This window comes from Orrella dioscoreae, assembly GCF_900089455.2.
In the GTDB taxonomy this organism is placed as follows: Bacteria; Pseudomonadota; Gammaproteobacteria; order Burkholderiales; family Burkholderiaceae_B; genus Orrella; species Orrella dioscoreae.
On the sequence record NZ_LT907988.1, the window covers coordinates 3,437,167 to 3,462,669 of the forward strand.

The 25,503-nt window shown below is 66.2% G+C and carries 21 protein-coding genes; 6 read left to right on the forward strand and 15 right to left on the reverse strand.

Annotation, left to right across the window (positions count from 1 at the left end; genetic code table 11):
- Positions 1-5: 5 nt before the first annotated feature.
- From ODI_RS16030 to ODI_RS16050, 5 genes are read right to left on the reverse strand one after another with little or no spacing between them, the layout of a single operon-like run.
- Positions 6-1,742: a putative porin gene (locus ODI_RS16030; RefSeq protein ID WP_067755633.1), complete on the reverse strand. Its 1,737-nt coding sequence runs from the start codon at positions 1,740-1,742 to the stop codon at positions 6-8.
- Positions 1,743-1,784: 42 nt separating this feature from the next.
- The gene (locus ODI_RS16035; protein ID WP_098020926.1) at positions 1,785-2,546 is read right to left on the reverse strand and encodes a TonB family protein; all 762 of its coding nucleotides are present in this window, start codon (positions 2,544-2,546) and stop codon (positions 1,785-1,787) included.
- Between the two features lie 22 nt (positions 2,547-2,568).
- Positions 2,569-2,982 carry an ExbD/TolR family protein gene (locus ODI_RS16040; RefSeq protein WP_067752021.1) on the reverse strand — a complete coding sequence of 138 codons (414 nt, stop codon included), beginning with the start codon at positions 2,980-2,982 and terminating at the stop codon, positions 2,569-2,571.
- 11 nt (positions 2,983-2,993) lie between these two features.
- A complete protein-coding gene (locus tag ODI_RS16045) occupies positions 2,994-4,874 on the reverse strand; it encodes a DUF2341 domain-containing protein (RefSeq protein WP_067752024.1) in 1,881 nt (626 codons plus the stop codon).
- 38 nt (positions 4,875-4,912) lie between these two features.
- Positions 4,913-6,532, reverse strand: a complete 1,620-nt coding sequence (locus ODI_RS16050) for a ShlB/FhaC/HecB family hemolysin secretion/activation protein (RefSeq protein WP_067752027.1) — start codon at positions 6,530-6,532, stop codon at positions 4,913-4,915.
- A 505-nt stretch (positions 6,533-7,037) separates the two neighbouring features.
- On the opposite strand from ODI_RS16050, the gene ODI_RS16055 reads away from it, so the two are divergent.
- Positions 7,038-7,424 carry a hypothetical protein gene (locus ODI_RS16055; RefSeq protein WP_067752030.1) on the forward strand — a complete coding sequence of 129 codons (387 nt, stop codon included), beginning with the start codon at positions 7,038-7,040 and terminating at the stop codon, positions 7,422-7,424.
- Between the two features lie 157 nt (positions 7,425-7,581).
- Here the strand turns inward: ODI_RS16055 and ODI_RS16060 are convergent, their stop codons facing one another.
- The gene (locus ODI_RS16060) at positions 7,582-8,949 is read right to left on the reverse strand and encodes a trypsin-like peptidase domain-containing protein (RefSeq protein WP_067752032.1); all 1,368 of its coding nucleotides are present in this window, start codon (positions 8,947-8,949) and stop codon (positions 7,582-7,584) included.
- Between the two features lie 149 nt (positions 8,950-9,098).
- Between ODI_RS16060 and trhA the strand changes: the two genes are divergently transcribed.
- A complete protein-coding gene (gene trhA, locus ODI_RS16065) occupies positions 9,099-9,728 on the forward strand; it encodes a PAQR family membrane homeostasis protein TrhA (protein WP_067752034.1) in 630 nt (209 codons plus the stop codon).
- A 99-nt stretch (positions 9,729-9,827) separates the two neighbouring features.
- A complete protein-coding gene (locus ODI_RS16070; protein WP_067752037.1) occupies positions 9,828-10,607 on the forward strand; it encodes an acetoin reductase in 780 nt (259 codons plus the stop codon).
- A gap of 71 nt (positions 10,608-10,678) precedes the next feature.
- Here the strand turns inward: ODI_RS16070 and ODI_RS16075 are convergent, their stop codons facing one another.
- Entirely contained in the window at positions 10,679-12,070 is a 1,392-nt protein-coding gene (locus tag ODI_RS16075) for a GntP family permease (protein ID WP_162292317.1), read from the reverse strand.
- An 80-nt stretch (positions 12,071-12,150) separates the two neighbouring features.
- Complete coding sequence (locus ODI_RS22340; protein WP_157929780.1) at positions 12,151-12,315, reverse strand: hypothetical protein; 165 nt, start codon at positions 12,313-12,315, stop codon at positions 12,151-12,153.
- A 240-nt stretch (positions 12,316-12,555) separates the two neighbouring features.
- On the opposite strand from ODI_RS22340, the gene ODI_RS22640 reads away from it, so the two are divergent.
- Both ODI_RS22640 and ODI_RS16085 read left to right on the forward strand, forming a co-directional pair.
- A complete protein-coding gene (locus ODI_RS22640; RefSeq protein WP_067752040.1) occupies positions 12,556-14,256 on the forward strand; it encodes a methyl-accepting chemotaxis protein in 1,701 nt (566 codons plus the stop codon).
- Between the two features lie 163 nt (positions 14,257-14,419).
- Positions 14,420-15,442 carry an ABC transporter substrate-binding protein gene (locus tag ODI_RS16085; protein WP_067752042.1) on the forward strand — a complete coding sequence of 341 codons (1,023 nt, stop codon included), beginning with the start codon at positions 14,420-14,422 and terminating at the stop codon, positions 15,440-15,442.
- A gap of 90 nt (positions 15,443-15,532) precedes the next feature.
- Here the strand turns inward: ODI_RS16085 and pstB are convergent, their stop codons facing one another.
- The 4 genes from pstB to ppk1 all read right to left on the reverse strand — a co-directional run bounded on the left by pstB (position 15,533) and on the right by ppk1 (position 20,602).
- Positions 15,533-16,318 carry a phosphate ABC transporter ATP-binding protein PstB gene (pstB, locus tag ODI_RS16090; protein WP_067752044.1) on the reverse strand — a complete coding sequence of 262 codons (786 nt, stop codon included), beginning with the start codon at positions 16,316-16,318 and terminating at the stop codon, positions 15,533-15,535.
- A gap of 42 nt (positions 16,319-16,360) precedes the next feature.
- On the reverse strand, positions 16,361-17,245 hold the full coding sequence (gene pstA / locus ODI_RS16095) for a phosphate ABC transporter permease PstA (RefSeq protein WP_098020927.1): 885 nt from the start codon (positions 17,243-17,245) through the stop codon (positions 16,361-16,363).
- Positions 17,245-18,192 carry a phosphate ABC transporter permease subunit PstC gene (gene pstC / locus ODI_RS16100; RefSeq protein WP_408635949.1) on the reverse strand — a complete coding sequence of 316 codons (948 nt, stop codon included), beginning with the start codon at positions 18,190-18,192 and terminating at the stop codon, positions 17,245-17,247. The genes pstA and pstC overlap by 1 nt, the downstream gene beginning before the upstream one ends.
- 328 nt (positions 18,193-18,520) lie before the next feature.
- Positions 18,521-20,602, reverse strand: coding sequence for a polyphosphate kinase 1 (gene ppk1 / locus ODI_RS16105; RefSeq protein ID WP_067752048.1), 2,082 nt, complete (start codon positions 20,600-20,602; stop codon positions 18,521-18,523).
- 162 nt (positions 20,603-20,764) lie between these two features.
- On the opposite strand from ppk1, the gene ppx reads away from it, so the two are divergent.
- On the forward strand, positions 20,765-22,255 hold the full coding sequence (gene ppx / locus ODI_RS16110) for an exopolyphosphatase (RefSeq protein ID WP_067752051.1): 1,491 nt from the start codon (positions 20,765-20,767) through the stop codon (positions 22,253-22,255).
- A 78-nt stretch (positions 22,256-22,333) separates the two neighbouring features.
- Here the strand turns inward: ppx and ODI_RS16115 are convergent, their stop codons facing one another.
- The 3 genes from ODI_RS16115 to folP form a co-directional block, all read right to left on the reverse strand.
- Positions 22,334-23,143: a GNAT family N-acetyltransferase gene (locus tag ODI_RS16115; protein WP_067752054.1), complete on the reverse strand. Its 810-nt coding sequence runs from the start codon at positions 23,141-23,143 to the stop codon at positions 22,334-22,336.
- 147 nt (positions 23,144-23,290) lie between these two features.
- Positions 23,291-24,640, reverse strand: coding sequence for a phosphoglucosamine mutase (glmM, locus tag ODI_RS16120; RefSeq protein WP_067752056.1), 1,350 nt, complete (start codon positions 24,638-24,640; stop codon positions 23,291-23,293).
- Between the two features lie 10 nt (positions 24,641-24,650).
- Entirely contained in the window at positions 24,651-25,493 is an 843-nt protein-coding gene (gene folP, locus ODI_RS16125; protein ID WP_067752058.1) for a dihydropteroate synthase, read from the reverse strand.
- Positions 25,494-25,503: the final 10 nt, after the last annotated feature.

Consider the following 25,503-nt stretch of genomic DNA (forward strand, 5'->3'; position numbering starts at 1 on the left):
GATCATCAGAACCGTGCGTTGAGTTCGAGCTGCAGGATGTCGATCGCCAGCGGTGCGCCGTAGATCTCCTTCGAGCTGGTCCAGCGCAGCTGGGCGAAGACGTTCTTGTCGACCGCGTAGCCCGCACCGACGTAGTAACCCTGTGCGTTGGTGCCGCCAAGATGGAACGTCGAATCGTTGTAGGCATCGGGCATGGCATCCGGCTGGATGTACTTGTAGCCAACGAAGGCCATCCAGTCACCCTTGCTTTGCAGGCCGAAGCCATTGCCCAGCGTGGCCTGCAGCATCCAGGCGTTGGGGCCGCTCTTCACGCCGATCGCGCTGTCGTCGCTGGCGAATTCCTGGTTCGTGGCCAGGTTGTTCGCGCCACCGGCACGGCGGATGATCTTGCTGTCCTTGTAGGCCAGGTTGCGCACGTAGTTACCCGCAAGGCGCAGGCCCATGCCGTCGAACACGCGCGTATCCCAGCGCATGTTCACGTCCAGCAGGTTGAACCTGGAGGCCAGGCCGACGTACTGCCACTGGTTCCAGTCGTCCGGGTTGGCCGAGGTGTAGACGATGTCACGCAGCAGGAACAGCGTGTTGCCCTTCTGCATGAACGACGGGCGCGACCAGTCGGTGTCGCAGACGTCGGCGCTGGACAGCACCGAGCACTGCGACGAGCGCTTGCCCGAGATGTTCTCGAACTGGTAGTAGGCCAGGCTGCCGCGCAGCGAGTTGTCGCTGTTGATCTTCCAGTCCGCGCCGACCTGGGCGCCGAGCAGCCATTTGTTCTCGCTCTTGCCTTCATAGCTCCAGGCGCTGCTGGCATTGTTCCCGTAGTCGAGCACGAAGGCGCCGATCGTGCCGAACAGCGTGACCGGACGGCCCGACAGCGGCTTCTTGAACGCAGCGGAGATCCCGTCGAAGTTCAGGTCGCCGGAGTACAGCAGGTCGGTGGACGCGAAGGGGTTGCCCGCGCGGCCCGCCGTGGCGGTCATCCAGTCGGTGGCGCGATACGTCAGGTAGGCCTGGTCCAGCCACAGATTCTTCTTGCCCATGCTGTTGCCGAGCGTATCGGACGTCGACACGGGATTGTCGTCGCTGCCGGTGGCCAGGCGCACGCCCGCCGTCCAGGCGTCCGACAGCTGGGCCTTCACGCCCAGGCGGGCGCGGATGCGCCACAGGTTGCGGCGGTCTTCACGCGTGTTCGTGAAGCGGCGGTCCTCGAAGTAGTTCTGGTTGCCGGCCACGATCAGCATAGGGCCGTTGTCGTTCCAGCGGTTGAAGTTCAGCGCGCCGGGAACGTTGTTGTCGTCAAAGAAGCGCGACTCGTTGCGCACGCGCACATCGCCCTCGATGGTGATGCGCGAGACCCAGTCCGGGAAGGTGTTGGGCTGCGCCCAGTTCTCGGCCTTGGCCTGGGCCATGACGTCGTTCTTGACCTCGTCGCGGATTTCCGCCCGCACGGTCTCGGGGATGTAGGGCACGCGCACGTCGCCGGGCTGGGCGATGGCGGCGCCGGCACCGCCAGCGGCAGCCGCGGGGGCAGCCGAGCTGCGGGCACGGACGGCATCGGCCTCGGCCTGCTTGAGCAGCGCGTCGGCCTGGTCCTGCTTGATCACGCCTTGCTGAACCAGCAGGCGGATCAGGTTGATGGTGGCGTTGTCCGACGGAGCCGGCGACTGCGCGGCAGCCTGGCCCGTCGAGAGCGCCATGACGACGGCTACCGCGGCAGCCACTCGGGTCGGTTGAAATTGCATGACAGGAACTCCGGTAAGGATGTCGGTTACGGCGATCAGGTGTCAGGAGGGCCGGCGACCACTGAGGGAAGCACGGACCGGCATGGCCAGGGACGCGGGCGGACGCTCATCGACGGCAGGGTGTGCACGCAAGGCAGCGACCACCTTGGCGTCGACCTCGGCGTTGCCGCTGGAACGATCCAGCTCGACGCGCGAAATCTGTCCGGATGCCGTCAGCCAGATCCGCACTTGCACGCGGAAAGCCAGGTTCCTGGTTTCATCGTTTTCGCGCAGGATCTTGCCAAGCGCATACGACATGTACTGGCTGTACGTGGCGTTGCCGCCTCGGCCTCCACCAGAACCCGCCATGCCGCCGCCACTGCCCGCACCGATATTGAAGGCGTCGCTGCCGGCCTGGGCCTCGCCGTCGATCTGCATCGGATTGGCGAGGTCATCGGCCGGGGAAGGCGGCGCCTCGTCGGCGGGCTTGGGCTCTTCGACGGGCGTGGGCTCGGGTTCGGGCTCGACGACCTTCTCTTCCTTGGGCTCCTCCGGCTCGGGCGGCTTTTCAGGCTCGGGCGGCGGCGGCGGGGGCGGCGGCAGCGGGATGATGGCCTGGAGCTTGGGCGCTTCGCGCTTGATGCCAGCCATATCGTTGGCCCACTGCCAGATGAAGTAGCCCCCCACGGCGAGCAGCACCACGCCCACCGCCGGCGCGATGAAGCGCTTGGGCGACGGCTTGGCGGGCTGCTCGTCAAGCAGGTCGGACAGCGGCGAACGCGACGGATCGTGCTTGTTGGGCGGTTCGGGAATATTCGACGACATAGCGGGTTCGATCCAGGCCTACTCAGTTCGCCTTGCCAGTCACGAGACCGACTTGCGACAGTTCCAGGCGGCGCATCAAGTCCAGCACCTCGACGACTTTCTGGTACTGCACGATGGCGTCGCCACGCACGATGACCGGGAAGTCGGGGTTGAGCGCTTTCTCGGTGCGCAGGCGGTCTTCCAGTTCGGGCAGCGTCACCGGATAGGCATCCAGGAACACCTGTCCGGCCTCGTTGATGGAGATCGCCTTGGTCTTGGGCTGCGACAAAGACACGCTGGAACTGGCCTTGGGCAGGTTCACCTGGATGCCGGAGATCTGTGCCGTCGCCGTCAGGATGAACATGACCAGCACCACCATCAGCACGTCAACCAGCGGGGTGACGTTGATGCCATCGACGGTGGCGTCGTCGTCATCCATGTTCGATACGGATGCCATGGATGCGCTCCTTAAGCCTGGCCAGCGACCGCGCGGGCGGTGTCGGCCTTGTGCACGGTTTCCTGGTAGTCGGTCTCGCCATGGGCTTCAGCCAGGCGGGCAACGAACTCGTCCACGAACACGCGCATGTCGGCGTTGATTTCCTTGTTGCGGCCAACCAGGCGGTTGTAGCCAAACAGGGCGGGGATGGCGACGAACAGGCCAGCGGCGGTGGCCAGCAGCGCCGCGGCCATGCCGGGCGCGATGGCGTTGATGTTCACGTCACCGGCCATGGCGGTGGCCAGGAACACCACCATGATGCCCAGCACCGTACCCAGCAGACCGATATAGGGGCCGCCGGCAATGGCGTTCGACAGCGAACCCAGACGCGCGCCCAGCTTCTGTTGTTCCTTGGTGCGCACGGCATCCATGGAGACGCGGATGGCTTCGATGGTGGCCGAGGAGATGATGCGCGTATCGGCGCCTTGCTCACGACGGACACGCAGTTCGTTGACGGCCACTTCGTACAGGCGCCAGAGCGAGGAATCCTTCAGCTGGCCAGCGGCGCGCGGATCGTCAGCCAGCATTTCCAGGCGCTTGCCCACCTTCGAAAAGGCCAGGCGGAAGGCGTCGTTGCTCTTTTCCAGGCGGCCGGCGTTGCGGCTCTTGGAGATCATGATGTGCCAGGACTGGATCATCATGATGGCCAGCACCGCCAGCACGATCCAGGCATCGAAGGGCACGGCGGCCAGCAGGAAGCCCAGCGCGCCGAAACCGAAGCCCGAGGCCTCTTCGTCGGCGCCGTAGGCGATCAGGCGCGATTCGGCGCCCTGGGCGGTGGCGTCGGCCAGGATCAGCGCGGCGGGGCGGGCGATCTTGGACAGGCGGATTTCGTCGATGGCGCCAATGAACGGCGCGTAGGTCACGACCGCTGCGGCAGGCGCGGCGGCGGCGTCGGCCGGGGCTGCGGCGGCATCGGCAGCCGGGGCGGCCGGCGCCGCCTGGCCGGGAACGTCGCCACCGATGGCGGCGACGGTGTTCAGCGGCGGCAGCGCGGCAGCCAGCGTGGCGGCGGAACGGCCATTCACGTAGAGGACGATTTGCGACCCGTCGGCCGTCACGGCCAGGTGTTGCCAGGCGGCGGGCGACAGGGGCTGGCCCGGCGCCGAACGCTGGCCGTTGACCTCGACGAAGGGCACGCCGTTGGACAGGCCGATCAGCAGCGCGTTGCCGGTGTCGCGACGGGCGTACACCAATTGATCGCCGGCGGGCTGGTCGGCGCGGACCCAGGCGCTGAACGTGAAGGCGCTGGCGGCGGGCAGGTTCAACGAGGGGCTGGCGGGCAGCATCAGCGGCGCGCCACCGGCGAACTGGGCGGCACGGCCGACCACGCCATCGACCACGCCGGCGAGCGGGGTCTGGGCATGGTTGCTGTAGCCGGTGCTGTCACGGGGCGGCGCATCAGCGGCGCCGTTGAAGTGATAGACCAGCGTGTAGTTCGGATCGAAGGTGACCTGGCCATTGGCGGTGCTCGGCGCTTTTTCGTTGCCGTAGTACATCCAGATGTCCTGGCGTTGGCCGCCGCTGACGGCGGGCACGTCGACCCAGATCACGGCCATGCCCAGCAGGGGGTCGAAGCTTTCGATCTGGTGGTTCAGGACCGTCTTGTCGTCGGACGAGACGAAGCGCACGTCCGACCCGTTCTCGGCCACGCCGTCGAACACGAAGTTGCCGGTGTGCAGGCGCACCAGCAGCGGCACACGGCCGATGTCGTCATTGATGGCCGCGCCGGCGGGCGTGGTGTCGATGGAGATTTGCTTGCGGAACTTCCAGTCGGCTTGCCACCAGGCATTGGCGACTGCCGGCAGGGCGCTGACCATGACGGTCAGCAGTAGCATGAAAAGGCGTTGCATGATTGTCGTACTCCGAAAATCCGTCAATCCGTTCAGGTTTAGAAACTGGCGCGAAGGTTGAAATAGAGACGCGGGTCGTGGCGTTTGGTGTTGGCCCCCTCCTTGAGGGGATAGCCCCAGTCCAGGCTGCCGGTCAGCCAGTCGAGCATCTGCAGGCGAGTGCCGAAGCCGACGCTGGCGAGGTCGAAACTGCTGTCCTGCTCGGGCAGCGGGTCACGCAGGCGCAGCGTTGCCCACTCCGCGAAGGTGTAGGCACGCCACTCATTGACCTTGGGGCCGAGCCACTGGGCGAAGGACGGGGTGCGCAACTCGATCGAGGCCATCAGGCCGTCGTCGGCGGAGCGCTCGGCGGCCAGGTAGCCGCGGATACTGCTGGCGCCGCCGGCAGAGAACTGTTCGTTGGACACCAGCGGACCCGAGGCGATCTGGAAGCCCGTGCGGCCAAACAGCTGCCAGTCACGCGGCAGGCTGTGCAGGTGCGTGGCATCGCCCTTGAAGACCGCGAAGCTGGGGTTGGCGCGGTAACGCTTGTAGTCGAACTCGTTGCTGCCGCTGCCGATGTCGAAGAAGCTGCGCGTGGCCGTGACGACCGAGAGGCCGACCGAGCTCTGCGCGTCCTCGGTGTAGCGGTAGCCGTTGTAGCCGAAGGTGAACGGCACGTACTTGAGCGGCACGGTGTCGCTGGTGCCACCGAACTCCAGGGCTTCGTCGAAGTCCTTGTAGTCGACGCCGAAGGAGAACGCGTTGTGCCAGGCGCCCTGGGGGGGCAGCGTGTAGGTGACCGTGGCGCCGAAGGAATGGCCCTTGCCCAGCACGTTGGTCCCGCCGATGGTGGCGACGTTGCTGTCGGACTGGTAGCCCGAGAACATCAGGCTCCAGCGCGCTGCGAGCGGCAGCGTGTACGACGCCGACCAGACCTTGGCGTTGTCGGTGTCCTGGGGCGCCGTGAAGAAGGTCAGCGAGAAGGCATGGCCGCGCTGCCACAGGTTGTCGTAGCCCAGCGTGCCGGTGGCGCGCAGGCGCTCGGTGTCGGCGCTGTAGTCGTTGTTCAGCCCGAAGCTGGCCGTCCAGGGACTCTTGTCCTCGACCTTCAGGTCGATGTCCATGGTGCCCGGGATCTTGCCTTCGCGCACCAAGGGCATGACCTGGCGGCTGGCGGTCTGGTTCAGGCCGGCGAGTTCGGTTTGCGCCTGGTTGAAGTCGGGCACCTTGCCCTCCTGCAACGCGGGAACTTCGTCACGGATGGCCAGCGGCGAATAGTGCTGGGCGCCCACCACGCGCACGCGGCCGACCTTGGTCTCGGCCACCTGCAGGATGACCACGCCGGCGTTGACCTGCTGTTCTGGCAGGTCGACGTAAACCGACTGGTAGCCACGCTCGTGATAGGCGGCCTGCAGGGCATCGCGCGCGCCCTCGATGTCGGTCAGGCTGCGATCGGGCCCCAGGAAGGGATAGACGGCTTTTTCAATGGCGACGGCGTCCAGCACGGTGTTGCCACGAACGATGTACTCGTTGACGTTGACCCGGCGCGCATCCGCTGCCGGCGCTTCCTGGGCCGCGCCCTGCGCCAGCGCGCCACCGGGCAGGCCCAAGGCCAATACCGCCACAGCTGCCGCGCTTGCACAGGCCCGCAGGCCCGCTTTATCGAAATGCTGCATAGGGATGCACTCAGTCCTCAAGATGGGAATCCGATGCGTTGTTCGCATCTGCTTGTTACTAGACGTTTGGGGAAGCGGCCGAGTGCGCAATGTCATAAAAATTTCATGAAACAGCGTCGGGCGGCATTGGAAAGCGAGACGGCCGTCCCCGGAAAGGGGACGGCCACCGTCGCATGCGCGGAGGGAATCAGGCTATCGGGCGCGCATGACAAAGCCGGGTCCGGGCATCACTCCTGCAGCAGGCGTTGCCGCTGCGCCGCATCGAGCTGGCCCGCGGAAGTGCTCGGCCAGCGCAGGCAGGAATAGGTCCAGCGAGCCTGCGCGCGTCACGGCGCGGAAGGCAAGTGCCACAGAAAAGGCGGTGACGGCAAGGCAGTGCAGGCTGGAGTAGCCACCCACTCTTGGCAGACACATGCCGGCCAAGCAATTGACATATAACGGTCGCGAAATAAGCGCAAAGCGCCCGCTACACTGGCCTCGTCCCGCAACATCCCAGGAGGCGTCGATGCGCGCACGCTTATCCATTCCGCTGCTGGCCAGCCTGCTGCTGGCCGCTCCGTTCAGCCACGCCGCGGAACAGAAAAAAACCCAGCCCGTCCCGTCCTGCATCGGCGCGGAGGTCAACGGCTATCGCTCGATGTCCTATGACTGCCTGGGACAACAGATGTCCCCCGACACGCCCCCCAACCGCCCCAATCCCGCTTTGTCCTCGCAGGACGTGACGCGCCGGCCGCCCAATCAGGCAGGCTTGGTCACGCCGGCCACCACGGCCAACCGCATGGGCGGCAACTTCGGCAACTCGGCGTTTCCGCAGCGCCCGCCCGCCATGCAGGGCGGCATGCCTGCGGGTGTGCGCACGCCGCCGCCGGTGCCCACGGCCCCCGCGCGCTGACGCACGCGCCCGCTCAGACGGCGAAGTCCAGCTTCCGGCGCAGGCGCACCACGGCAGCATTCTCGGGATCGCTCAGCCAGCTATGGAACTGGCCGCTGGCCAGTTGCGCGTAGCTGATCCAGTGTTACGGCCAGGCGGCATGGCTTCGCCCCGGATCTCAGCGCAACTGCAAGCCCATCATCGTGCGCCCGCGCAACACCGTCAGCGACAGCGGCTGGCCCTCCAACTCCGACAGCAGCGCGCGCAAGCCGTCCAGGCGGCCGACCGGCCGCTGGTTCAGGCCCACGACGATGTCGCCACGCCGCAGGTGCGCCGCGGCAGGTCCGCGGCCCGGGAAGGTGGCGCTGACGAACACCCCGTCATTGCCCTGCAGGCGTTGCGCGCGCGGCATCTCGGAAAACTCGACGCCGTTCAGGCGCGGGTCCAGCGACCCGCCGTGCAGTTTTTCATCCCGTTCGCGTTCGATGCGCAAGGCCACGTCCTGCCGCTTGCCGGCGCGCTGCACGGTCAGGCGTACCTCCTTGCCCACCGGCAGCAGGCCCTCCGCGTTGCGCAACTGCTGCGTGCTCTGGATCGGCTTGCCGTCCATCGCCACGATGATGTCGCGCGCCTGCACGCCCGCCCGCTGCGCCGGCGTGCCATCCACCACGCGCGCGACGGCCACGCCGGTGGTGCCGGGCGCATAGCCCAGTTGCCTGACCACGCGCGGCGAGATGTCCAGCACGTCCAGGCCCAGCGACCCGCGCGTCACGCGTCCATGGCGCAGCAGCTGTCCCATTACCTCGCCCACCAGGTTCGAGGGAATGGCGAAGCCGATGCCCACGTTCCCGCCCGAGGGCGTGTAGATCATGGTGTTGATGCCGACGAGTTCGCCCCTCAGGTTCACCAGCGCCCCGCCCGAGTTGCCGGGATTGATGGACGCGTCCGTCTGGATGAAGTTCTGGTAGCCCGCCGCGCGCAGGCTGGAACGATCCAGCGCCGACACGATGCCGGACGTGGCCGACTGCCCCAGGCCGAAAGGATCGCCGATGGCGACCACGAAGTCGCCCACGCGCAGGTCGCTGGAATCGGACAGCGGCAAGGCCTGCAGGCCCCCTGCCTGGATGCGCAGCACCGCGATATCGGTATCGGGGTCGCTGCCCAGCACCGTGGCCGCCAGACTGCGGCCATCCTGCAGCGACACCTTGATGGATTGCGCCCCGCGCACCACATGGTGATTGGTCAGGACGTAGCCCTGGGCCGCGTCGACGATCACGCCGGAACCGGAGCTTTGCTGGCGCCCGCCCTGGCCGCGCGTCGCATAGCCCACGGCCTCGCGGTTCTCGCCCAGGGCCGAAATGTTGACGACCGATGGCGTCACGCGCTCGAGCATGGGCGCCAGCGATGGCATCGGCGCGCCGTCGACGGCTGCCGGCAAGGCCGCATGCGCGGGCCCCATGGCCGCGAGCATGGTGAAAAGCGCGGCGCGGGCCGCAGGAAGGCAAGCGCGGCGCGCCGCCAGGACACGGGCGGGAAGCGGAATCATGGCGCGCAGTGTAGCGAGGCCGCGCGTCGGCTTGTTGACAGTTCCCTGAGGGAAAACCGCGTCATCCAGGCAATGACACAGAAAGTAAACGAGAATAGGTCACAATAAGCATGTTTTTCCTGGCGACCTCCGCGACAAGGACATCCGGCATGTACGAAGGCGAACGCTTCAACAGTTGGACCCACCTGATGGGCATGATCCTGGCGCCTGCCAGCGCCGCGGTGCTGATCGCGCGCGCGGTGCGCTTCAGCGCCGACGCCTGGGCCATCGCCAGCTGCGCCATCTTCGCGGCGTCCATGCTGTGCGTCTACGCCAGTTCCACGCTCTACCACTCCACCCGCGGCCTGCGCAAGCGCCTGTGGCAACGCGCGGACCACTGCGCCATCTACCTGCTGATCGCGGGCACCTACACGCCGCTCTGCCTCATCCCCTTGCGCGACGATTGGGGCCTGCCGCTGCTCTGCGGCATCTGGGCGCTGGCCATCCTGGGCATCGGACGGGAACTGGCGGGCTCGAAACTGGACACCCCCGCACTGCCGCTGTACCTCTGCATGGGCTGGCTGGGCGCCCTGGCTGCGCTGCCCATCCGGCAGAACCTGGAGACCGTCGCCATTGCCTGGCTGCTGGGGGGCGCGCTGCTCTATACCGTCGGCACGGTCTTCTTCGTGAACGACACGCGCTGGCGGCATGCCCACGGCATCTGGCACCTGTTCGTGCTCGCGGGCAGCCTCTGCCACGTCATCATGGTGTGGCACTTCATGGCATCCAGCGCCCATTGACGCACATCAAGGCTGCGCCGAACTTCGCGTCGGCATAATGAAATCGCGGTGGGCTGGCCGTTCCTCGAGCCGGCGCCCCGATGATTCAAGGAGCTGCACATGAGCATTACCGGAAAGATCGCCCTCGTCACCGGCGCGGGCCAAGGCATCGGCCGCGGCATCGCACTGCGTCTCGCACGCGATGGCGCCGACCTCGCGCTGGTCGACCTGGACCAGGCCAAGCTCGACGCCGTCGCGCGCGAGATCGAAGCGCTCGGCCGCCAGGCCACCACGTTCATTGCCGACGTGAGCGACCGCGAACAGGTCTACGCCGCCGTCGACCACGCCGAACGCACGCTGGGCGGCTTCGACATCATCGTCAACAACGCCGGCATCTCGCAGGTGCAGCCCTTGCTGGACGTCACCCCGGAAGAAGTCGAACGCATCTACCGCATCAACGTGCAGGGCGTGCTCTGGGGCATCCAGGCCGCCGCCCGCAAGTTCAAGGCGCGCGGCACGCCCGGACGCATCATCAATGCCTCGTCCATCGCCGGCCATGACGGCTTCGCGCTGCTGGGCGTCTATTCGTCGACCAAGTTCGCGGTGCGCGCGCTGACGCAGGCTGCCGCGAAGGAACTCGCGGCCGACGGCATCACCGTGAATGCCTATTGCCCCGGCGTGGTGGGCACCGACATGTGGGTAGAAATCGACAAGCGCATGGCCGAGGTCACCGGCGCGCCTGTCGGCGCCACCTACAAGAAGTATGTGGAGGGCATCGCCCTGGGGCGGGCCGAGACGCCCGAGGACGTGGCCGGCCTGGTCGCGTTCCTGGCAGGCCCCGACGCAGCCTACATGACCGGCCAGGCCCCGCTCATCGACGGCGGGCTGGTCTACCGCTAGGCCCGCCGAATGAAAACGGCGGCGCGTCCATGCCGGACGCGCCGCCGCCAGGCCTGCTGACGCAACCGGCGCTAGACGATGCCGGTCATGTAATGGACCCCGATCACGCCGAAGACGGCCGCGGTGGCGATCAAGGTAATGGCGAAGATGTCGCCATAGGATTGGCGATGCGACAGGCCCGTCACCGCCAGCAAGGTGATCACCGCGCCATTGTGCGGCAAGGTGTCCATGCCGCCGCTGGCCATCGCGGCCACGCGGTGCAGCACTTCCATCGGAATGCCCGCCGCCTGCGCGGAAGCGATGAAGGTGTCGGCCATCGCCGCCAGCGCGATGCTCATGCCGCCCGATGCCGAGCCCGTGATGCCGGCGAGCGCCGTCACCGCCACGGCCTCCCCCACCAGCGGATCGGGAATCGCCTTCAAGGCGCTGGCCACCACCAGGAAGCCGGGCAAGGCCGCGATCACGCCGCCAAAGCCATATTCCGCCGCCGTGTTCATCGACGCCAGCAAGGCGCCAGAGACCGCGTCGCGGCTGCCTTCGGCCAGCTTGGACACCACGTTGCGCCAGGCAAACAGCAGGATCACCACGATGCCCGAGATCAGCGCGGCCATCACGGCCCAGATGGCCAGCAGTTGTTCGGTGCGCGCGACCACGGGCTCGGACAGGCCGGGGAGCACGATCTCGGTGCCCACCGGATACCAGCCCGGGATCAGGCGCGTGAACGCGAAGTTGGACACGCCCACCACGAGGAGGGGCAACAGCGCGATCAGGGGATGGTGGCCCTGCTCGCCCGCGGGCGGTGCCGGTTCATTGAGCAGCTCGGTGCCGTACCCTTCGCCCGCGCGCGCGGCGCGCATGCGGCGCCACTCCAGGTAGGCCAGGCCGCCGGTCAGCGTCATCGCCGCGCCGATCAGGCCCAGCCACGGCGCCGCCCAGGTCGTGGTGTCGAAGAAGCTGGTGGGGATGATGTTCTGGATCTGCGGCGTGCCGGGCAAGGCCGTCATCGTGAACGTGAAGGCGCCCAGCGCGATGGCGCCGGGCATCAGCCGCTTCGGGATGTTGCCCTGGCGGAACATTTCCGCCGCGAAGGGATAGACCGCGAACACCACCACGAACAGCGACACGCCGCCATAGGTCAGCAGCGCGCAGACCAGCACGATGGCCAGGATGGCGCGCTCCGCGCCGATGCGGCGCAGCACCGATTGCACGATGGTGCGGGAAAATCCCGACAGTTCGATGAGTTTGCCGAACACCGCGCCCAGCATGAAGACCGGCAGGTAGAGCTTGGCGAAGCCCACCATGCGGTCCATGAAGACGTCTGAAAAGACGGGGGCCAAGGCGGCGGGACTGGTCAGCAGCACCGCGCCCATGGCGGCCAGCGGCGCGCACAGGATCACGCTGTAGCCGCGATACGCGGCAATCATCAGGAAGGCCAGCGCGCCAGTGACGATCAATAAATCCAACAATGCTCTCTCCTCCGGTGTTGCAGCCCGCCTGCACGCGAGCCCCCGAAGGACGGCCAGCCGTCCCGCGACAGATCAGGTCACAGGAAGGCCATGTGTATGCCATAGCCGATCGTCGCGAAGGTGGAAACCACGCCCACGACCATGAGATATATACCCCAGTTGCGCGCACGCGCACTGTAACCAGCCATGAGCACCAGCAAGCTGATGGCGCCGACGATGAAGTAGAGGGTCTGGTGTTCCATGGCGATGTTCCTTGCACGCCGCGCCGATAGTGGCCCGTCACGCCGCGCGGCATCTCTGAGGTGCGTGTCCGGAATGCCAGGATACGAGTCCGCGCCGGCCTCTCTCTTGATCGGAATCAAGCGCTCATCTGACCTAGCGCAAGAAGTGTACGCGCGCCCGCCCCCGCCCGCATGGACAGGCCCGGGCCCCTCCTGAAGAATCAAGGCCATCACCACAAGAACGTCCCAGCACCAGAGACCATGGCCGCCAAGACCCCCCCGCTCGCCTTCTTCCGCAACGTCTCGATCCGCCGCATGACCCTGATGGCGATGATCGCCATCAGCTTGCTCACGGCCGGCCTCTCCACGCTGAACTACTACGCCCAGCAACGGGCCAGCATCGCCTTCGATGCCAGCCAGTCGCTGCGCTATGAGTCGGCCACGCTCAGCAAGGCCAACGACCACATCACGCGCGCACGCCTGCACCTGAACAGCCAGCAGGAATTCCTGGCAGCCTCGGACACCGCACGCGCCGACGAAGAGGCGGGGCAGGTCGAGATGGCCTTCGCGCTCGCGCAGGAATACTTCACCGTCTTCAAGGCACTTTCCAGTTCGCACGACGCCGGCCCCGTGGCCGCCGAGCTCGACCGGGCCTTCCAGGCCATGCTGAACCAGGGCGTGGCGCCGCTGCGCGCGCGGCTCGCCGCGCGTGACCTGGCCGGCTATCACCAGCACAACATGGGCCCGGTGGTGGAACTGGGCGCGGCACTGTCCGCCTCGGTCAATGCCTATGACGCGTATGCCGACGTCTATGCCGTGCAACTGAGCGCGGAAGCCTCGCGCATCCGCGACAACACCATCCAGGCCGGCTTCGTCATGCTGGCGCTGTGCCTGATCTTCCTCGTCATGGCCGACCGCTATGTCGTGCAATACATCCGCACGCCGCTGGAGACCGTGCGCGCCCACTTCCAGCGCATCGCCGGCGGTGACCTCACCACCCGCATCGATCTCTTCGGCCGCAACTGCGTCGGCCAACTGCTGCCCTATCTGCGGGACATGCAGGCCAGCCTGGCCCGCACGGTTGGCATCGTGCGCCAGGGCGTGGACGAAATCCACACCAGCGCCCGCGAAATCGCCGACGGCAACAACGACCTGTCGTCGCGCACCGAGCAGCAGGCCGCCTCGCTGGAGCAGACCGCCGCCAGCATGGAAGAGCTGGCGGCCACGGTGAAGCAGAATGCCGACAACGCCCGCCAGGCCAGCGCGCTGGCCGACACGGCTTCCGACGTGGCCCGCCGCGGCGGTGGCGCCATGGAGCAGGCGGTGGCCACCATGCACGACATCTCCACCGGCTCGCACCGTATCGGCGAAATCGTCGGGGTGATCGACAGCATCGCCTTCCAGACCAACATCCTGGCGCTGAACGCCGCTGTCGAGGCTGCCCGCGCCGGCGAACAAGGCAAGGGGTTCGCCGTCGTGGCGTCGGAAGTCCGTTCGCTGGCCCAGCGCAGCGCCGGCGCCGCCCGCGAGATCAAGGACCTGATCGGCAGTTCGCTGGAGACCGTCAGCGCGGGCGCCCGCCAGGTCGAGGAAGCCGGCCGCACCATGGAGGAACTGGTCGCCTCGGTGGGCCGCGTCACCGCCATCATCGGCGAGATCGCCACCGCCTCCGGCGAGCAGTCGGCCGGCATCGACCAGGTCAGCGGCGCGGTCACGCAGATGGACTCGGTCACGCAGCAGAACGCCGCGCTGGTCGAACAGGCCTCGGCCGCCGCGGCCTCGCTGGAGACCCAGGCCGAGCAGCTGCAGCACGCGGTGGCCGTCTTCCGCATCGGCCAACGGGACGTCATCGACGCGCCGCAAGCGCCTGCCGGCGCCCTGCCCGGCGCCAGCCGCAACGAGAGCGCCTCGCGCGGCGATCCCAACCCGCTGGCCCGCCGTCCGCTGCCGCAACTGGTCTGACGCCGGCAAGCCTGCTTGGTCGGGAATTTGCACAGAAGGAAAAGATCGTTAGGACCGGCAGCGGCGCAGCCCATACTCGATGGCTCGTCCGCTCCGGTCCAACTTCCCCTACCCTGGCACAGGCGGGTGAACGGAGCGCCAATACCGCCCTTCGTCCACCACCATGACCCGACCCTCCCCCCTGCTTTCACGCGCTACCGCCGCGCTCCTGGCCGCCGTGACACTCACGGCCATCGCTCCCGTCGCCCAAGCCGAAGGCCGCATCCGGCTGGCCCAGCAATTCGGCATCGCCTACCTGATCCTGGACGTGGTCAAGGACCACCAGCTGATCGAGAAACATGGCAAGGCCGCCGGCCTGGACATCGACGTGGAGTGGCGGCAGATCTCCGGCGCCACCGCCATGAACGAAGCGCTGCTGGCGAACAACCTGGACGTGGTGTCGGCGGGCGTGCCGCCCGCGCTGGTGCTGTGGGACCGCACCCGCGGGCGCCAGAACGTGAAGGCCGTGGCGGCCCTGGGCTCGCTGCCCAATTACCTGCTCAGCAACAACCCCGCGGTGAAGACGCTGGAAGACTTCAGCGACAAGGACCGCATTGCCGTGCCGGCGGCAGGCGTCGGCTTCCAGTCGCGCACCCTGCAGATCGAAACCGCACGCCGCTACGGCAAGGAGAACTTCAACAGGTTCGACGCGATCTCGGTCAGCCTGCCCCACCCCGACGCCACCGCGGCGCTGATCTCGGGTGGCCTGGAGGTCAACGCGCACTTCTCCAGCGCGCCGTTCTATTACCAGGCGCTTGCCGGCAATCCCGCGGTGCACAAGGTGCTGAGCTCCTACGACATCCTGGGCGGCCCCGCGACGTTCAACGTGCTCTACAGCACCCAGGCCTTCCACGATGGCAATCCGAAGACCTACAAGGCCTTCTACGACGCGCTGCACGAGGCGGCTGCCTGGATCCGCCAGAACAAGGCGCAAGCCGCCGAGGTTTTCATCCGCCAGCAGAAATCCAGGCTGTCGCCGGAACTGGTACGCCAGATCATCGAAGACCCCGAGAACGATTTCACGATCGTGCCGCAACAGACCCTGGTGTACGCCACCGAGCTGCACAAGCTGGGCGTGCTGAAACACCAGGCGGCATCCTGGAAGGAGTATTTCTTCGACGCCGCGCACGCCCTGCCCGGCAGCTGAACGGCGCGACGCAAGCGCGGCAGGCAAAAACAAGCCGGCCGGTGCATTCCTGCACCGGCCGGCTCGTTGATCCCGGGTTGCGGCGGCGTATCAGCCGAAACGGCCCGTGATGTAGTCCTCGGTTTCCTTGCGGGCAGGCTTCACGAAGATCTGGTCGGTTTCACCGAACTCCATCAGCTCGCCCAGGTACATGTAGGCGGTGTAGTCCGAGCAACGCGCGGCCTGTTGCATGTTGTGGGTCACGATGACCACGGTGTAGTCGCTCTTCAGTTCGGCGATCAATTCCTCGATCTTGGCGGTCGAGATCGGATCCAGCGCCGAGCAGGGCTCGTCCAGCAGCAGCACTTGCGGCTTGATGGCCACCCCGCGCGCGATGCACAGACGCTGTTGCTGGCCGCCCGACAGGCTGTTGCCGCTTTGGTGCAACTTGTCCTTCACTTCGTTCCACAGCGCGGCCTTGGTGAGCGCCCATTCGACGCGCTCATCCATTTCACCCTTGCTGAGCTTCTCGAACAGACGCACGCCGAAGGCGATGTTGTCATAGATGCTCATGGGGAACGGCGTGGGCTTCTGGAACACCATGCCGACCTTGGCGCGGATCAGCGAAATATCGGTCTTGGTGGTCAGCAGGTTCTCGCCGTCCAGCAGGATTTCGCCCTCGGCGCGCTGGCCGGGATAGAGTTCGAACATGCGGTTGAACGTACGCAGCAGCGTCGACTTGCCGCAACCCGACGGGCCGATGAAGGCCGTGACACGGTTTTCGCGGATCGACATGTTCACGTTGCGGATGGCGTGAAACTTGCCGTAGTAGAAGTTCAGGTTCTTGACTTCGATCTTGTTGGCGGCCTGATCGACGGCACGAGCAGTATTTTCCATTGCGGGTCCTGAGCGTATTGTGAGGTCTCTGTCCGGGGGCGATTACTGCTTGCGGAACAGGCTGCGTGCAAGGATGTTGATACCAAGCACCAGCAGGGTGATCAAAGCGGCGCCAGCCCAAGCCAGCGTGTTCCAGTCCTTGAAGGGGCTGGCGGCGTATTGGTAGATGACGACCGGCAGGTTGGCCATGGGGCCGTTCATGTTGAAGGACATGAACTGGTTCGACAGGGCCGTGAACAGCAACGGCGCGGTTTCACCGGAAATACGCGCCACCGCCAGCAGGACGCCGGTGATCATGCCCGAGCGCGCGGCGCGGTAACAGACCAGCAGGATCATGCGGTACTTGGGGCAGCCCAGCGCGGCGCAGGCTTCACGCAGGCTGTTGGGGACCAGCAGCAGCATGTTGTCGGTGGTGCGCACCACGACCGGGATCACCAGGATGGACAGCGCGATGGCGCCGGCCCAGCCCGAGTAGTGGCCGACCTGATACACATACACGGCATAGATGAAAAGGCCGATGACGATCGAGGGCGCCGACAGCAGCACGTCGTTCAGGAAGCGCGTGGCGGGCGCCAGCCAGCCGCGCTGGCCGTACTCGGCCAGATAGGTGCCGGCCAGGATGCCGATGGGCGTGCCGATGATCGTGCCGACGCCGGCCATCACGACGCTGCCCAGGATGGCGTTGAGCAGGCCGCCGGCCTGGCCCGGGGGAGGCGTGATCTCGGTGAACAGCGTCAGCGACATCGCCGCGCCGCCCTTGATGATCAGGGTCGCGATGATCCAGAACAGCCAGAACAGGCCGAACAGCAGCGTGGTCAACGACAGCGCCAGCATGATCGCGTTGATGACGCGGCGAGTGCGGTAGATGGGGTTAGCCATCGTCAGCACCGAGGCCGGCGCCGACTTGGTGGGTTGTTGCGAGGCCATTACGATTTGGTCCCTTCAGTTTTGGACAGGCGCAGCAGCAGGACCTTCGACAGAGCCAGCACCACGGTGGTGATCAGGAAGAGAATCAGGCCCAGCTCGATGAGCGCGGACTTCTGCATGCCGCCGGCTTCGTTGAACTCGTTGGCCAGCGCCGAGGCGATCGAGTTGGCCGGGGCGAAGATCGAGTCGGGCAGGCGGAAGGCGTTGCCGATCACGAAGGTCACCGCCATGGTCTCGCCCAGTGCGCGGCCCAGGCCCAGCATGATGCCGCCGATGACGCCAGACTTGGTGAAAGGCAGCACGACCTTCCACATCACTTCCCAGGTGCTGCTGCCCAGGCCGTAGGCCGATTCCTTCAGCAGCGCAGGCACCAGCTCGAACACGTCGCGCATCACCGCGGCGATGAACGGGATGATCATGATCGACAGGATCAGGCCGGCGGTGAAGATACCGATGCCGAAGGGCGGGCCGGAGAAGAAGCCGCCGATCAGCGGCAGGCTGCCGAGCGTGGAGATCATGCCCGGCTGGATGTACTTCTGGAAGACCGGCACGAACACGAACAGACCCCACATCCCGTAGATGATGGAGGGGATGGCCGCCAGCATCTCGATGGCCGTGCCCAGGGGGCGACGCAGCCAGGTGGGCGACAGTTCGGTCAGGAACATCGCGATCCCGAAGGAGACCGGCACGGCGATGGTCAGCGCGATGAGCGAGGTCATCAGGGTGCCGACGATGGGCACCATGGCGCCATAGACGTTGTTGACGGGATCCCACTCGTTGGTCCACAGGAACGCGATGCCGTATTCGGCCAGCGTTTCCTTGCTGCCCCAGACCAGCGACGCCATGATCGCAGCCAGCAGGCTGAACACGAAGAATGCGAACGTGCGCGTCAGGTTCTTGAACAGCGCATCCATCATCGAATTGCTGTTCTTGGGGGCGGGGGGCATCGAGCCCGTCTCGACGACCGGCCGGGTCACGGCCGATGCATTTTGGTCCATTACGGCACTCATGGAGGGGCTATCCAGGAAGGTGAAAACGGGGAACTGCCTGAAGGGCTGAACTGGCGGCCGGAGAAACCGCCAGTGCGTCGGAAGGCAGGCAGCGCCTGCCCGTCACGACCACCCTTTCATGGGTAGGGATGTTAGAGCGGGAACATGACACATATGTGACAGTCATATTTACCCCCTCTGAGAACCCACCCAATAAATCCTTTCAAAACAATGACTTAAAACAGCCCTCGAAAAGGACAGTTTTATTTCACTCCATGACAAGTCCTTATCCGGTCCGGCGCAGCGCGTCATCCAGCACCCGATGCAGGTTGACGGGCTGTGCGCGGCTGCGCACCGGGGCATAGCTGCCGTCGGGACGTTGCTGCCAGGCCAGCTGGTTGTCGCGCAACGCCACCAGGAAGGCCTCGTGGATCACGCGCTTCTTCAGCGCCTTGTCATAGATCGGGAATGCCAGCTCGACCCGGCGGAAGAAGTTGCGGTCCATCCAGTCGGCCGAGGACAGGTACACCGACTCCTTGCCCTCGTCGAAGAAATAGAAGACCCGCGAGTGCTCGAGGAAGCGGCCCACGATGGAGCGCACCTTGATGTTCTCGGACAGGCCGGGCACGCCTGACCGCAGGGCGCACACGCCGCGGATGATCAGGTCGATCTTCACCCCGTCCTGGCTGGCCTTGTACAGCTCCTGGATCACGATGGGCTCGAGCAGCGAGTTCATCTTGGCCATGATGCGGGCCTTCTTGCCGGCGCGCGCGGCCTTCGCCTCGGCGCGGATCATGCTGACGACGCCGTCGTGCAGCGTGAACGGCGACTGCAGCAGCGACTTCAGCGCACGGCGCGCCCCCAGGCCGGTCAGCTGCGAGAAGACCTTGTCCATGTCCTCGCACAGGCGCGGATCGGCGGTCAGCAGGCCGAAATCGGTGTAGAGGCGCGCGGTGCGGGGGTGGTAGTTGCCGGTGCCCAGGTGGCCATAGCGGCGGATGCGGCCTTTCTCGCGGCGCAGCACCAGCGCCATCTTGGCGTGGGTCTTGTGGCCGACGACGCCATAGACCACGTGCGCGCCCACTTCTTCCAGCCGGGCTGCCCAGTTGATGTTGGTCTGTTCGTCGAAGCGCGCCATCAGCTCCACGACGACCGTCACCTCCTTGCCTGCACGCGCGGCGGCCATGAGCAGGCGCATCAGCTCGGAGTCCTCACCCGTGCGATAGATGGTCTGCTTGATGGCGACCACGTCCGGATCCACGGCGGCGGCCGTCAGGAAGTCGATGACGGGCTGGAAGGATTGGTAGGGGTGGTGCAGCAGGCGGTCGCTGGCGGCGATGGCGGCGAACAACTCGGCCGGCTTGTTGCCCACCTGGGCAAAAGGCTCGGGCACGCTGGCCTGGTGCCCGGGGAACAGCAGATCGGCGCAGTCGTCCACGCTGCAAAGCTGCATCAGGCGGGACAGGTTGACCGGACCATTGCAGCGGTAGGTGTCCGCGCCGCTCAGCTGGAACTCGCGCTGCAGGAAGGCTTCCAGCGCGGGCGGCGTGCTGCGGTCGATTTCCAGGCGCACGGCGGCGCCGAAGTTTCGCTGCGTCAGCTCGCCCTGCAGGGCGTGGCGCAGGTTCGTGACCTCTTCCTCGTCGACGAACAGGTCGCTGTTGCGGGTCACGCGCCACTGATAGCAGCCCTGCACTTCCAGGCCGGGGAACAGCTCGCCGACGAAGGCGCGGATGAGCGCAGTCAGCAGCACATAGCCATGGCGGTAGCCGGAGATGGCCTCGGGCATCTTGAGCAGGCGCGGCAGCGCGCGTGGCGCCTGCACGATGGCGATGGAGGCCTTGCGCCCGAAGGCATCGATGCCGGACAGCGGCACGATGAAGTTCAGGCTCTTGTTGTAGACGCGGGGGAAAGGATGCGCGGGATCGAGCCCGATGGGCGTGAGCAGCGGCATCACTTCGCGATGAAAGCACGCCAGCGCCCAGGCCTGCTGTGCGTCGTCCCAATCGGTGGCCGAATGCAGCGCGATGCCCTTGGTGCGCAGGCGCGGCAGGATTTCCTCGTTCAGCATGCCGTACTGGCGGGTGACCAGTTCGTGCACGGCCTGCTGCACGTCCTCGAAGGCCTCGGCGGGGGACAGGCCATCATCCCCCACCTGGGCGGGTGCGACGCGCAACTGCTCCTTGAGGCTGGAGATGCGGATTTCAAAGAATTCGTCGAGGTTCGAGCTCACGATACACACGTAGCGCAGGCGTTCGAGCAGCGGGGTATCGGGGTGCTCCGCCATGGCCAGTACGCGCTCGTTGAACTTGAGCAGGGACAATTCGCGATTCAGCAAGAGGGGTTCTACTGCGGGTCGCACAGACATGCCGGATTCCAGAGAGAAACAAGGGGGCCGGAGGCTTTTTACTACATATCGATGACAGTATTGTTACCCGCTTGACTCGCCGCAAATTCAGGGTTTCCGCCACGCAGGCCCGCGCGGGTCTTTATAATGGCCCCCTTATTTCCCGCAATGAAATCGCCCCGCATGGAACACCTCCTGGCTGCAGTAGACCTTGGCTCCAACAGTTTTCGACTGTCCATCGGACGTGTCGTCCAACAGGAGGCAGGCATCGCGCAGATCTACCAGATCGACAGGTTGAAGGAGACTGTCCGCCTGGCCGCCGGCCTGGACGCCTCCAAGCGCCTGTCCGATGACGCCATCGCGCGCGCCATCGCCGTGCTCGAACGCTTTGGCGAACGGCTGCGCAGCTTCCACCCCAACCGCGTGCGCGCGGTCGCCACCAACACCTTCCGCGTCGCCCGCAACACCCCCGAATTCCTGCCGCGCGCTTCCGAGGCCCTGGGCTTTCCCATCGAGGTGATCGCCGGCCGCGAGGAAGCGCGCCTGATCTTCTCCGGCGTGGCGCACAGCCTGCCCCCCTCCACCACCAAGCGCCTGGTCGTGGATATCGGCGGCGGCTCCACCGAAGTCATCATCGGCAAGGGCTTCGAGCCCGTGCTGATGTCTTCGCTGTACATGGGTTGCGTCAGCTACAGCCGCCAGTTCTTCCCCGACGGCGAGGTCGACGCGCACAGCATGCGCCAGGCCGAACTGGCCGCGCGCCGCGAGATCGAAGTCATCGCCAAGGAATACGGCAAGACGGGCTGGAAGGAAGCCTTCGGCTCCTCCGGCACTGCAAAGGCGCTGTATGCCATCCTGACCGAATGCGGTTTCTCGTCCAACGGCATCACGCGCGAGGGCCTGAACAAGCTCAAGGACCACATCATCCGCGCCGGCCGCGTGGTGCCCGCCCAACTGCCCGGCATCAAGGTCGAGCGCGCCGACGTCCTGCCCGGCGGCCTGGCCATCATGAGCGCCATCTTCGACGAGCTGGGCATCAAGCAGATGAACACCGGCGACGGCGCCCTGCGCCTGGGCGTGCTCTATGACCTGCTCGGCCGCGACGACCAGCACGACAAGCGCGACGAATCGGTGCGGCAGTTCATCAAGCGCTATCACGTGGACGTCCGCCAGGCGAATCGCGTGCGCCGCACCGCGCTGGAGCTGTTCGACCCCCTGCTGCCCGACGGCGCCGCGAAGACGGAATTGAAGCAGGCCCTGGGCTGGGCCGCCGACCTGCACGAAGTCGGCCTGTCCATCGCCCACAACGGCTACCACCGGCACTCGGCCTATGTACTCGAGAACGCCGACATGCCCGGCTTCTCGAAAGCCGACCAGGCCCTGCTCGCCCTGCTGGCGCTGGGCCATCAAGGCAAGCTGGCGAAGGTCGAACCCCTGGTGGCGAATCGCGAGCAGTGGCTGGCGATTCTCTGCCTGCGGCTGGCGTCGCTATTGCTGCGACGCCGCGAGGACATCGAGGAACTGCCGGTGACGATCTCGGTGCGCAACGACTCGATCGTGCTGCGCGTATCCCGGGAATGGCGCAAGAATCACCCGTTGACCGACTTTACGTTGGTCAACGAGGAATCAGAATGGCGCAAGATAGGGTTTGCGTTCGAGTTGCTTGAGTTCTAAACGCAAGCGCCGCGTCATCCAGCGCACCAATCGGATGCGCGCGCGGCGCAGTGTGCGGCGGTGGAGGCGGCGCATGGCTTACCCCTGGACCGGCAGCATTTCCTGGGGGGCTTCCAGCCCGAAGTGCTTGCGGTAACGCTCATCCATGGCGTCCACCGACAACAGCATCGGGAAGTCAGCAGTGTTGAAATCAGGATCCCAGGCCGGCTCGCCGCACACCGTGGCGCCCAGCTTCAGATAACCCTTGATGAGCGGCGGCACGCGCGCCGGCAGCGTGCTGTCCAGCTTTTCCACCGGATAGCGGTGCAGTGGGCGGACCAGGTGCCGGGAAGGGTCACGCAGTTGCGGCGCCACCATGCGCCAGACTTCGGCCGCGGTCACGCCGTCATCGCGCAGGCTGACGCTGGCGCAGCCCAACACGTAGCGGTAGCCGCCACGGCGCAGGACTTCCGCCAGGCCGGACCACAGCAGCATGATGACCGAGCCGTTGCGGTAGTCGTGGTGCGTGCAGGAACGGCCGAACTCGACCAGCTCGCTGCGCATGGCGCCCAGGCCGCTGAGATCGAACTCGGATTCGGAATAGTAGCTGCCCGCGAGGCGGGCTTTTTCGGGCGTCAGCACGCGATAGGTGCCGACGATGCGTTGCGTGGCTTCCTCGCGGACCATCAGGTGCTCGCACCATTGGTCGTAGCGGTCCTGATCCAGGCCCGAGCCCGAATCATCGAAGACCGCGCCGAGTTCGCCGGTGAAAACCTTGTAGCGCAGACGCTGGATTTGGCGCAGTTCCTCGGCCGTGCGCGCCAGGCCGACGGTCAGACCGCCCACGGCAGGCTGCCTCCAATCAGTGGTGGCATTGTTTTCAGCAGGGCTACGAGCTAATTCGAGCATGGCACGACACTCCTTGGCAATCCAGGCAGTGTGGACATTTTATGTTTCACGTCATTGACGGTCATGTGACGCTAGCATGAATATTGCGCGCTCGCAACAAACCGTCAAAACCGCTATCCGCTCGACGCAGCTCGCCCCGCGCTCCCTCTAATCCTTGAGATTCACCGTGGCCAAATGCTCGGCGCTTTGCTGTGCCAGGGCCGCATCTTCGGCTTCGACCATCAGGCGCAGCTTGGGCTCCGTGCCCGAGGCACGGATCAGCACGCGGCCCTTGCCGTCGAGTTTCTGCTCGACCTCTGCCTGCGCCTTCTTCAGCCCCGCGTGGTTTTTCCAGTCCAGGCCAGGCGCCAGCGGCACGTTGATCATCTTCTGGGGATACATGCGCAGCTCACCCAGCCACTTGGCCAGGGTGGTGTCGTGGCGGCGCAGCGCCGTCAGCACCTGCAGGGCGGCAATGATGCCATCGCCCGTGGAGTGACGGTCCAGGCACAGCAGATGGCCCGAGCTTTCGCCGCCATAGAGCCAGCCACGCTTTTGCAGCTGTTCCAGCACGTAGCGGTCACCCACCTGGGCGCGCTCGAACGGCACGCCCAGCAATTGCAGCTGGCGCTCGAAACCGAAGTTGGTCATCAGCGTGCCGACCACGCCTTCGACCTTGCCATGGTCCATGCGCTCGCGCACCACGGCAAAGAGCAGCTCGTCGCCGTTATAGATGCGGCCCTCGCCATCGACCATCTGCACGCGGTCGGCATCGCCGTCCAGCGCGATGCCGATGTGCGCGCCGCGGGCCTTGACCTCGGCAGCCAGCGACTCGGGATGCAGCGCACCCACGCCTTCGTTGATGTTGAAGCCGTCAGGCTGGCAGCCGATGGCAAAGACCTCGGCCCCAAGCTCGCGGAAGACGTGCGGGGCGATGTGGTAGGCCGCGCCATGCGCCGCATCGACCACGATCTTCATGCCATTCAGGTCGAGCTCGTTCGGGAAGGTGCTCTTGCAGAATTCGATGTAGCGGCCGGCGGCATCTTCGACGCGGCGGGCGCGACCCAGCTTGTCCGAAGCGACGCAGCCCAGGGGTTCATCCAGCGCGGCCTCGATGGCCGCTTCGGTCTCGTCGGCCAGTTTCATGCCCTGGGCCGAGAAGAACTTGATGCCGTTGTCCTGGTAAGGATTGTGCGAGGCACTGATCACGATGCCCGAGGCCAGGCGCAGCGCGCGCGTGAGGTAGGCGACGGCCGGCGTGGGCACGGGCCCGGCCAGCAGGGTGTCGATGCCGGCGGCGGACAGCCCCGCCTCCAGCGCCGACTCGAGCATGTAGCCCGAAATGCGGGTGTCCTTGCCGATCAGCACGCGGGGGCGGCTGCCGCCACGGGAAGCGGACTGGCGCGCCAGGACGTTGCCGGCGGCATAGCCCAGGCGCAGGGCGAACTCGGCATTGATGACCGGACCGCCCACTTCACCGCGCACACCGTCGGTACCGAAATACTTGCGTTGACTCATTGCATGAACCTCATTGAGGAATTGCCCCCTGCTCGGCTGCCTGCCAGACCTTGAGCGCGTCGACGGTCGCGGCCACGTCGTGCACGCGCACGATGGACGCTCCACGCGCCACGCAGGCAAGCGCGGCGGCCACGCTGCCGGGCATGCGCTCGGCGACGGGCTTGCCGGTGGCATGGCCGATCATGGATTTGCGGGAGACCCCCACAAGCAGGGGATAGCTGGAAACGCGCAGGCTGGAGAGCCTGCGCAGCAGTTGATAATTCTGGTCGGCCGTCTTGCCGAAACCGAAGCCCGGATCCAGCACGATGCGGCGCGGGTCGACCCAGGCGCCGCGCAGGCGCTGCGCCCGTGCCCCCAGGAACAGGCCGATTTCGCCCAGCAGGTCGGAATATTCGGGCGCGTCCTGCATGGTGCGCGGTTCGCCCTTCATGTGCATGATGCACAGCCCGCAGCGCGAGCCTGCCACCGCTTCGATGGCGCCCGGCTCGCGAAAGCCGGCGATGTCATTGATCATGTCCGCGCCGGCAGCCAGCACGGCACGCATCACTTCAGGCTTGAAGGTATCGATCGAGAGCGGGACGCCGCAATCGAGCAGGCCCTCGATGACGGGCAGGAGCCGGTCCAGTTCCTCGCTGGCAGGCACGGGCTCGGCGCCGGGGCGGGTGGATTCGCCCCCCAGATCCAGGATCTGGGCGCCTTCCTCGACCTGCCTGAGCGCCCGGTCGATGGCTGCCTGCGTATCGAATGTCTGTCCGCCGTCCGAGAAGGAATCCGGCGTGATGTTGACTATGCCCATGACCAGCGGGCGCTCGAGATCGAACTCGTAGCGCCCGCACAGGAAGGTATTCGCCATGCGGTTGCGG

Excerpts from the sequence above, each read along its gene's own strand:
- ODI_RS16045 (WP_067752024.1), bottom strand. The coding sequence starts at position 4,874 with ATGCAACGCCTTTTCATGCTACTGCTGACCGTCATGGTCAGCGCCCTG.
- ODI_RS16030 (WP_067755633.1), bottom strand. The coding sequence starts at position 1,742 with ATGCAATTTCAACCGACCCGAGTGGCTGCCGCGGTAGCCGTCGTCATG.
- pstB (WP_067752044.1), bottom strand. The coding sequence starts at position 16,318 with ATGGAAAATACTGCTCGTGCCGTCGATCAGGCCGCCAACAAGATCGAA.
- pstA (WP_098020927.1), bottom strand. The coding sequence starts at position 17,245 with ATGGCCTCGCAACAACCCACCAAGTCGGCGCCGGCCTCGGTGCTGACG.
- ODI_RS22340 (WP_157929780.1), bottom strand. The coding sequence starts at position 12,315 with ATGGAACACCAGACCCTCTACTTCATCGTCGGCGCCATCAGCTTGCTG.
- glmM (WP_067752056.1), bottom strand. The coding sequence starts at position 24,640 with ATGAGTCAACGCAAGTATTTCGGTACCGACGGTGTGCGCGGTGAAGTG.
- ODI_RS22640 (WP_067752040.1), top strand. The coding sequence starts at position 12,556 with ATGGCCGCCAAGACCCCCCCGCTCGCCTTCTTCCGCAACGTCTCGATC.
- ODI_RS16070 (WP_067752037.1), top strand. The coding sequence starts at position 9,828 with ATGAGCATTACCGGAAAGATCGCCCTCGTCACCGGCGCGGGCCAAGGC.
- ODI_RS16055 (WP_067752030.1), top strand. The coding sequence starts at position 7,038 with ATGCGCGCACGCTTATCCATTCCGCTGCTGGCCAGCCTGCTGCTGGCC.
- ODI_RS16060 (WP_067752032.1), bottom strand. The coding sequence starts at position 8,949 with ATGATTCCGCTTCCCGCCCGTGTCCTGGCGGCGCGCCGCGCTTGCCTT.
- ODI_RS16115 (WP_067752054.1), bottom strand. The coding sequence starts at position 23,143 with ATGCTCGAATTAGCTCGTAGCCCTGCTGAAAACAATGCCACCACTGAT.
- ODI_RS16050 (WP_067752027.1), bottom strand. The coding sequence starts at position 6,532 with ATGCAGCATTTCGATAAAGCGGGCCTGCGGGCCTGTGCAAGCGCGGCA.
- ODI_RS16040 (WP_067752021.1), bottom strand. The coding sequence starts at position 2,982 with ATGGCATCCGTATCGAACATGGATGACGACGACGCCACCGTCGATGGC.
- trhA (WP_067752034.1), top strand. The coding sequence starts at position 9,099 with ATGTACGAAGGCGAACGCTTCAACAGTTGGACCCACCTGATGGGCATG.
- ppx (WP_067752051.1), top strand. The coding sequence starts at position 20,765 with ATGGAACACCTCCTGGCTGCAGTAGACCTTGGCTCCAACAGTTTTCGA.
- pstC (WP_408635949.1), bottom strand. The coding sequence starts at position 18,192 with ATGCCCCCCGCCCCCAAGAACAGCAATTCGATGATGGATGCGCTGTTC.
- ODI_RS16085 (WP_067752042.1), top strand. The coding sequence starts at position 14,420 with ATGACCCGACCCTCCCCCCTGCTTTCACGCGCTACCGCCGCGCTCCTG.
- ODI_RS16035 (WP_098020926.1), bottom strand. The coding sequence starts at position 2,546 with ATGTCGTCGAATATTCCCGAACCGCCCAACAAGCACGATCCGTCGCGT.
- ppk1 (WP_067752048.1), bottom strand. The coding sequence starts at position 20,602 with ATGTCTGTGCGACCCGCAGTAGAACCCCTCTTGCTGAATCGCGAATTG.
- folP (WP_067752058.1), bottom strand. The coding sequence starts at position 25,493 with ATGGCGAATACCTTCCTGTGCGGGCGCTACGAGTTCGATCTCGAGCGC.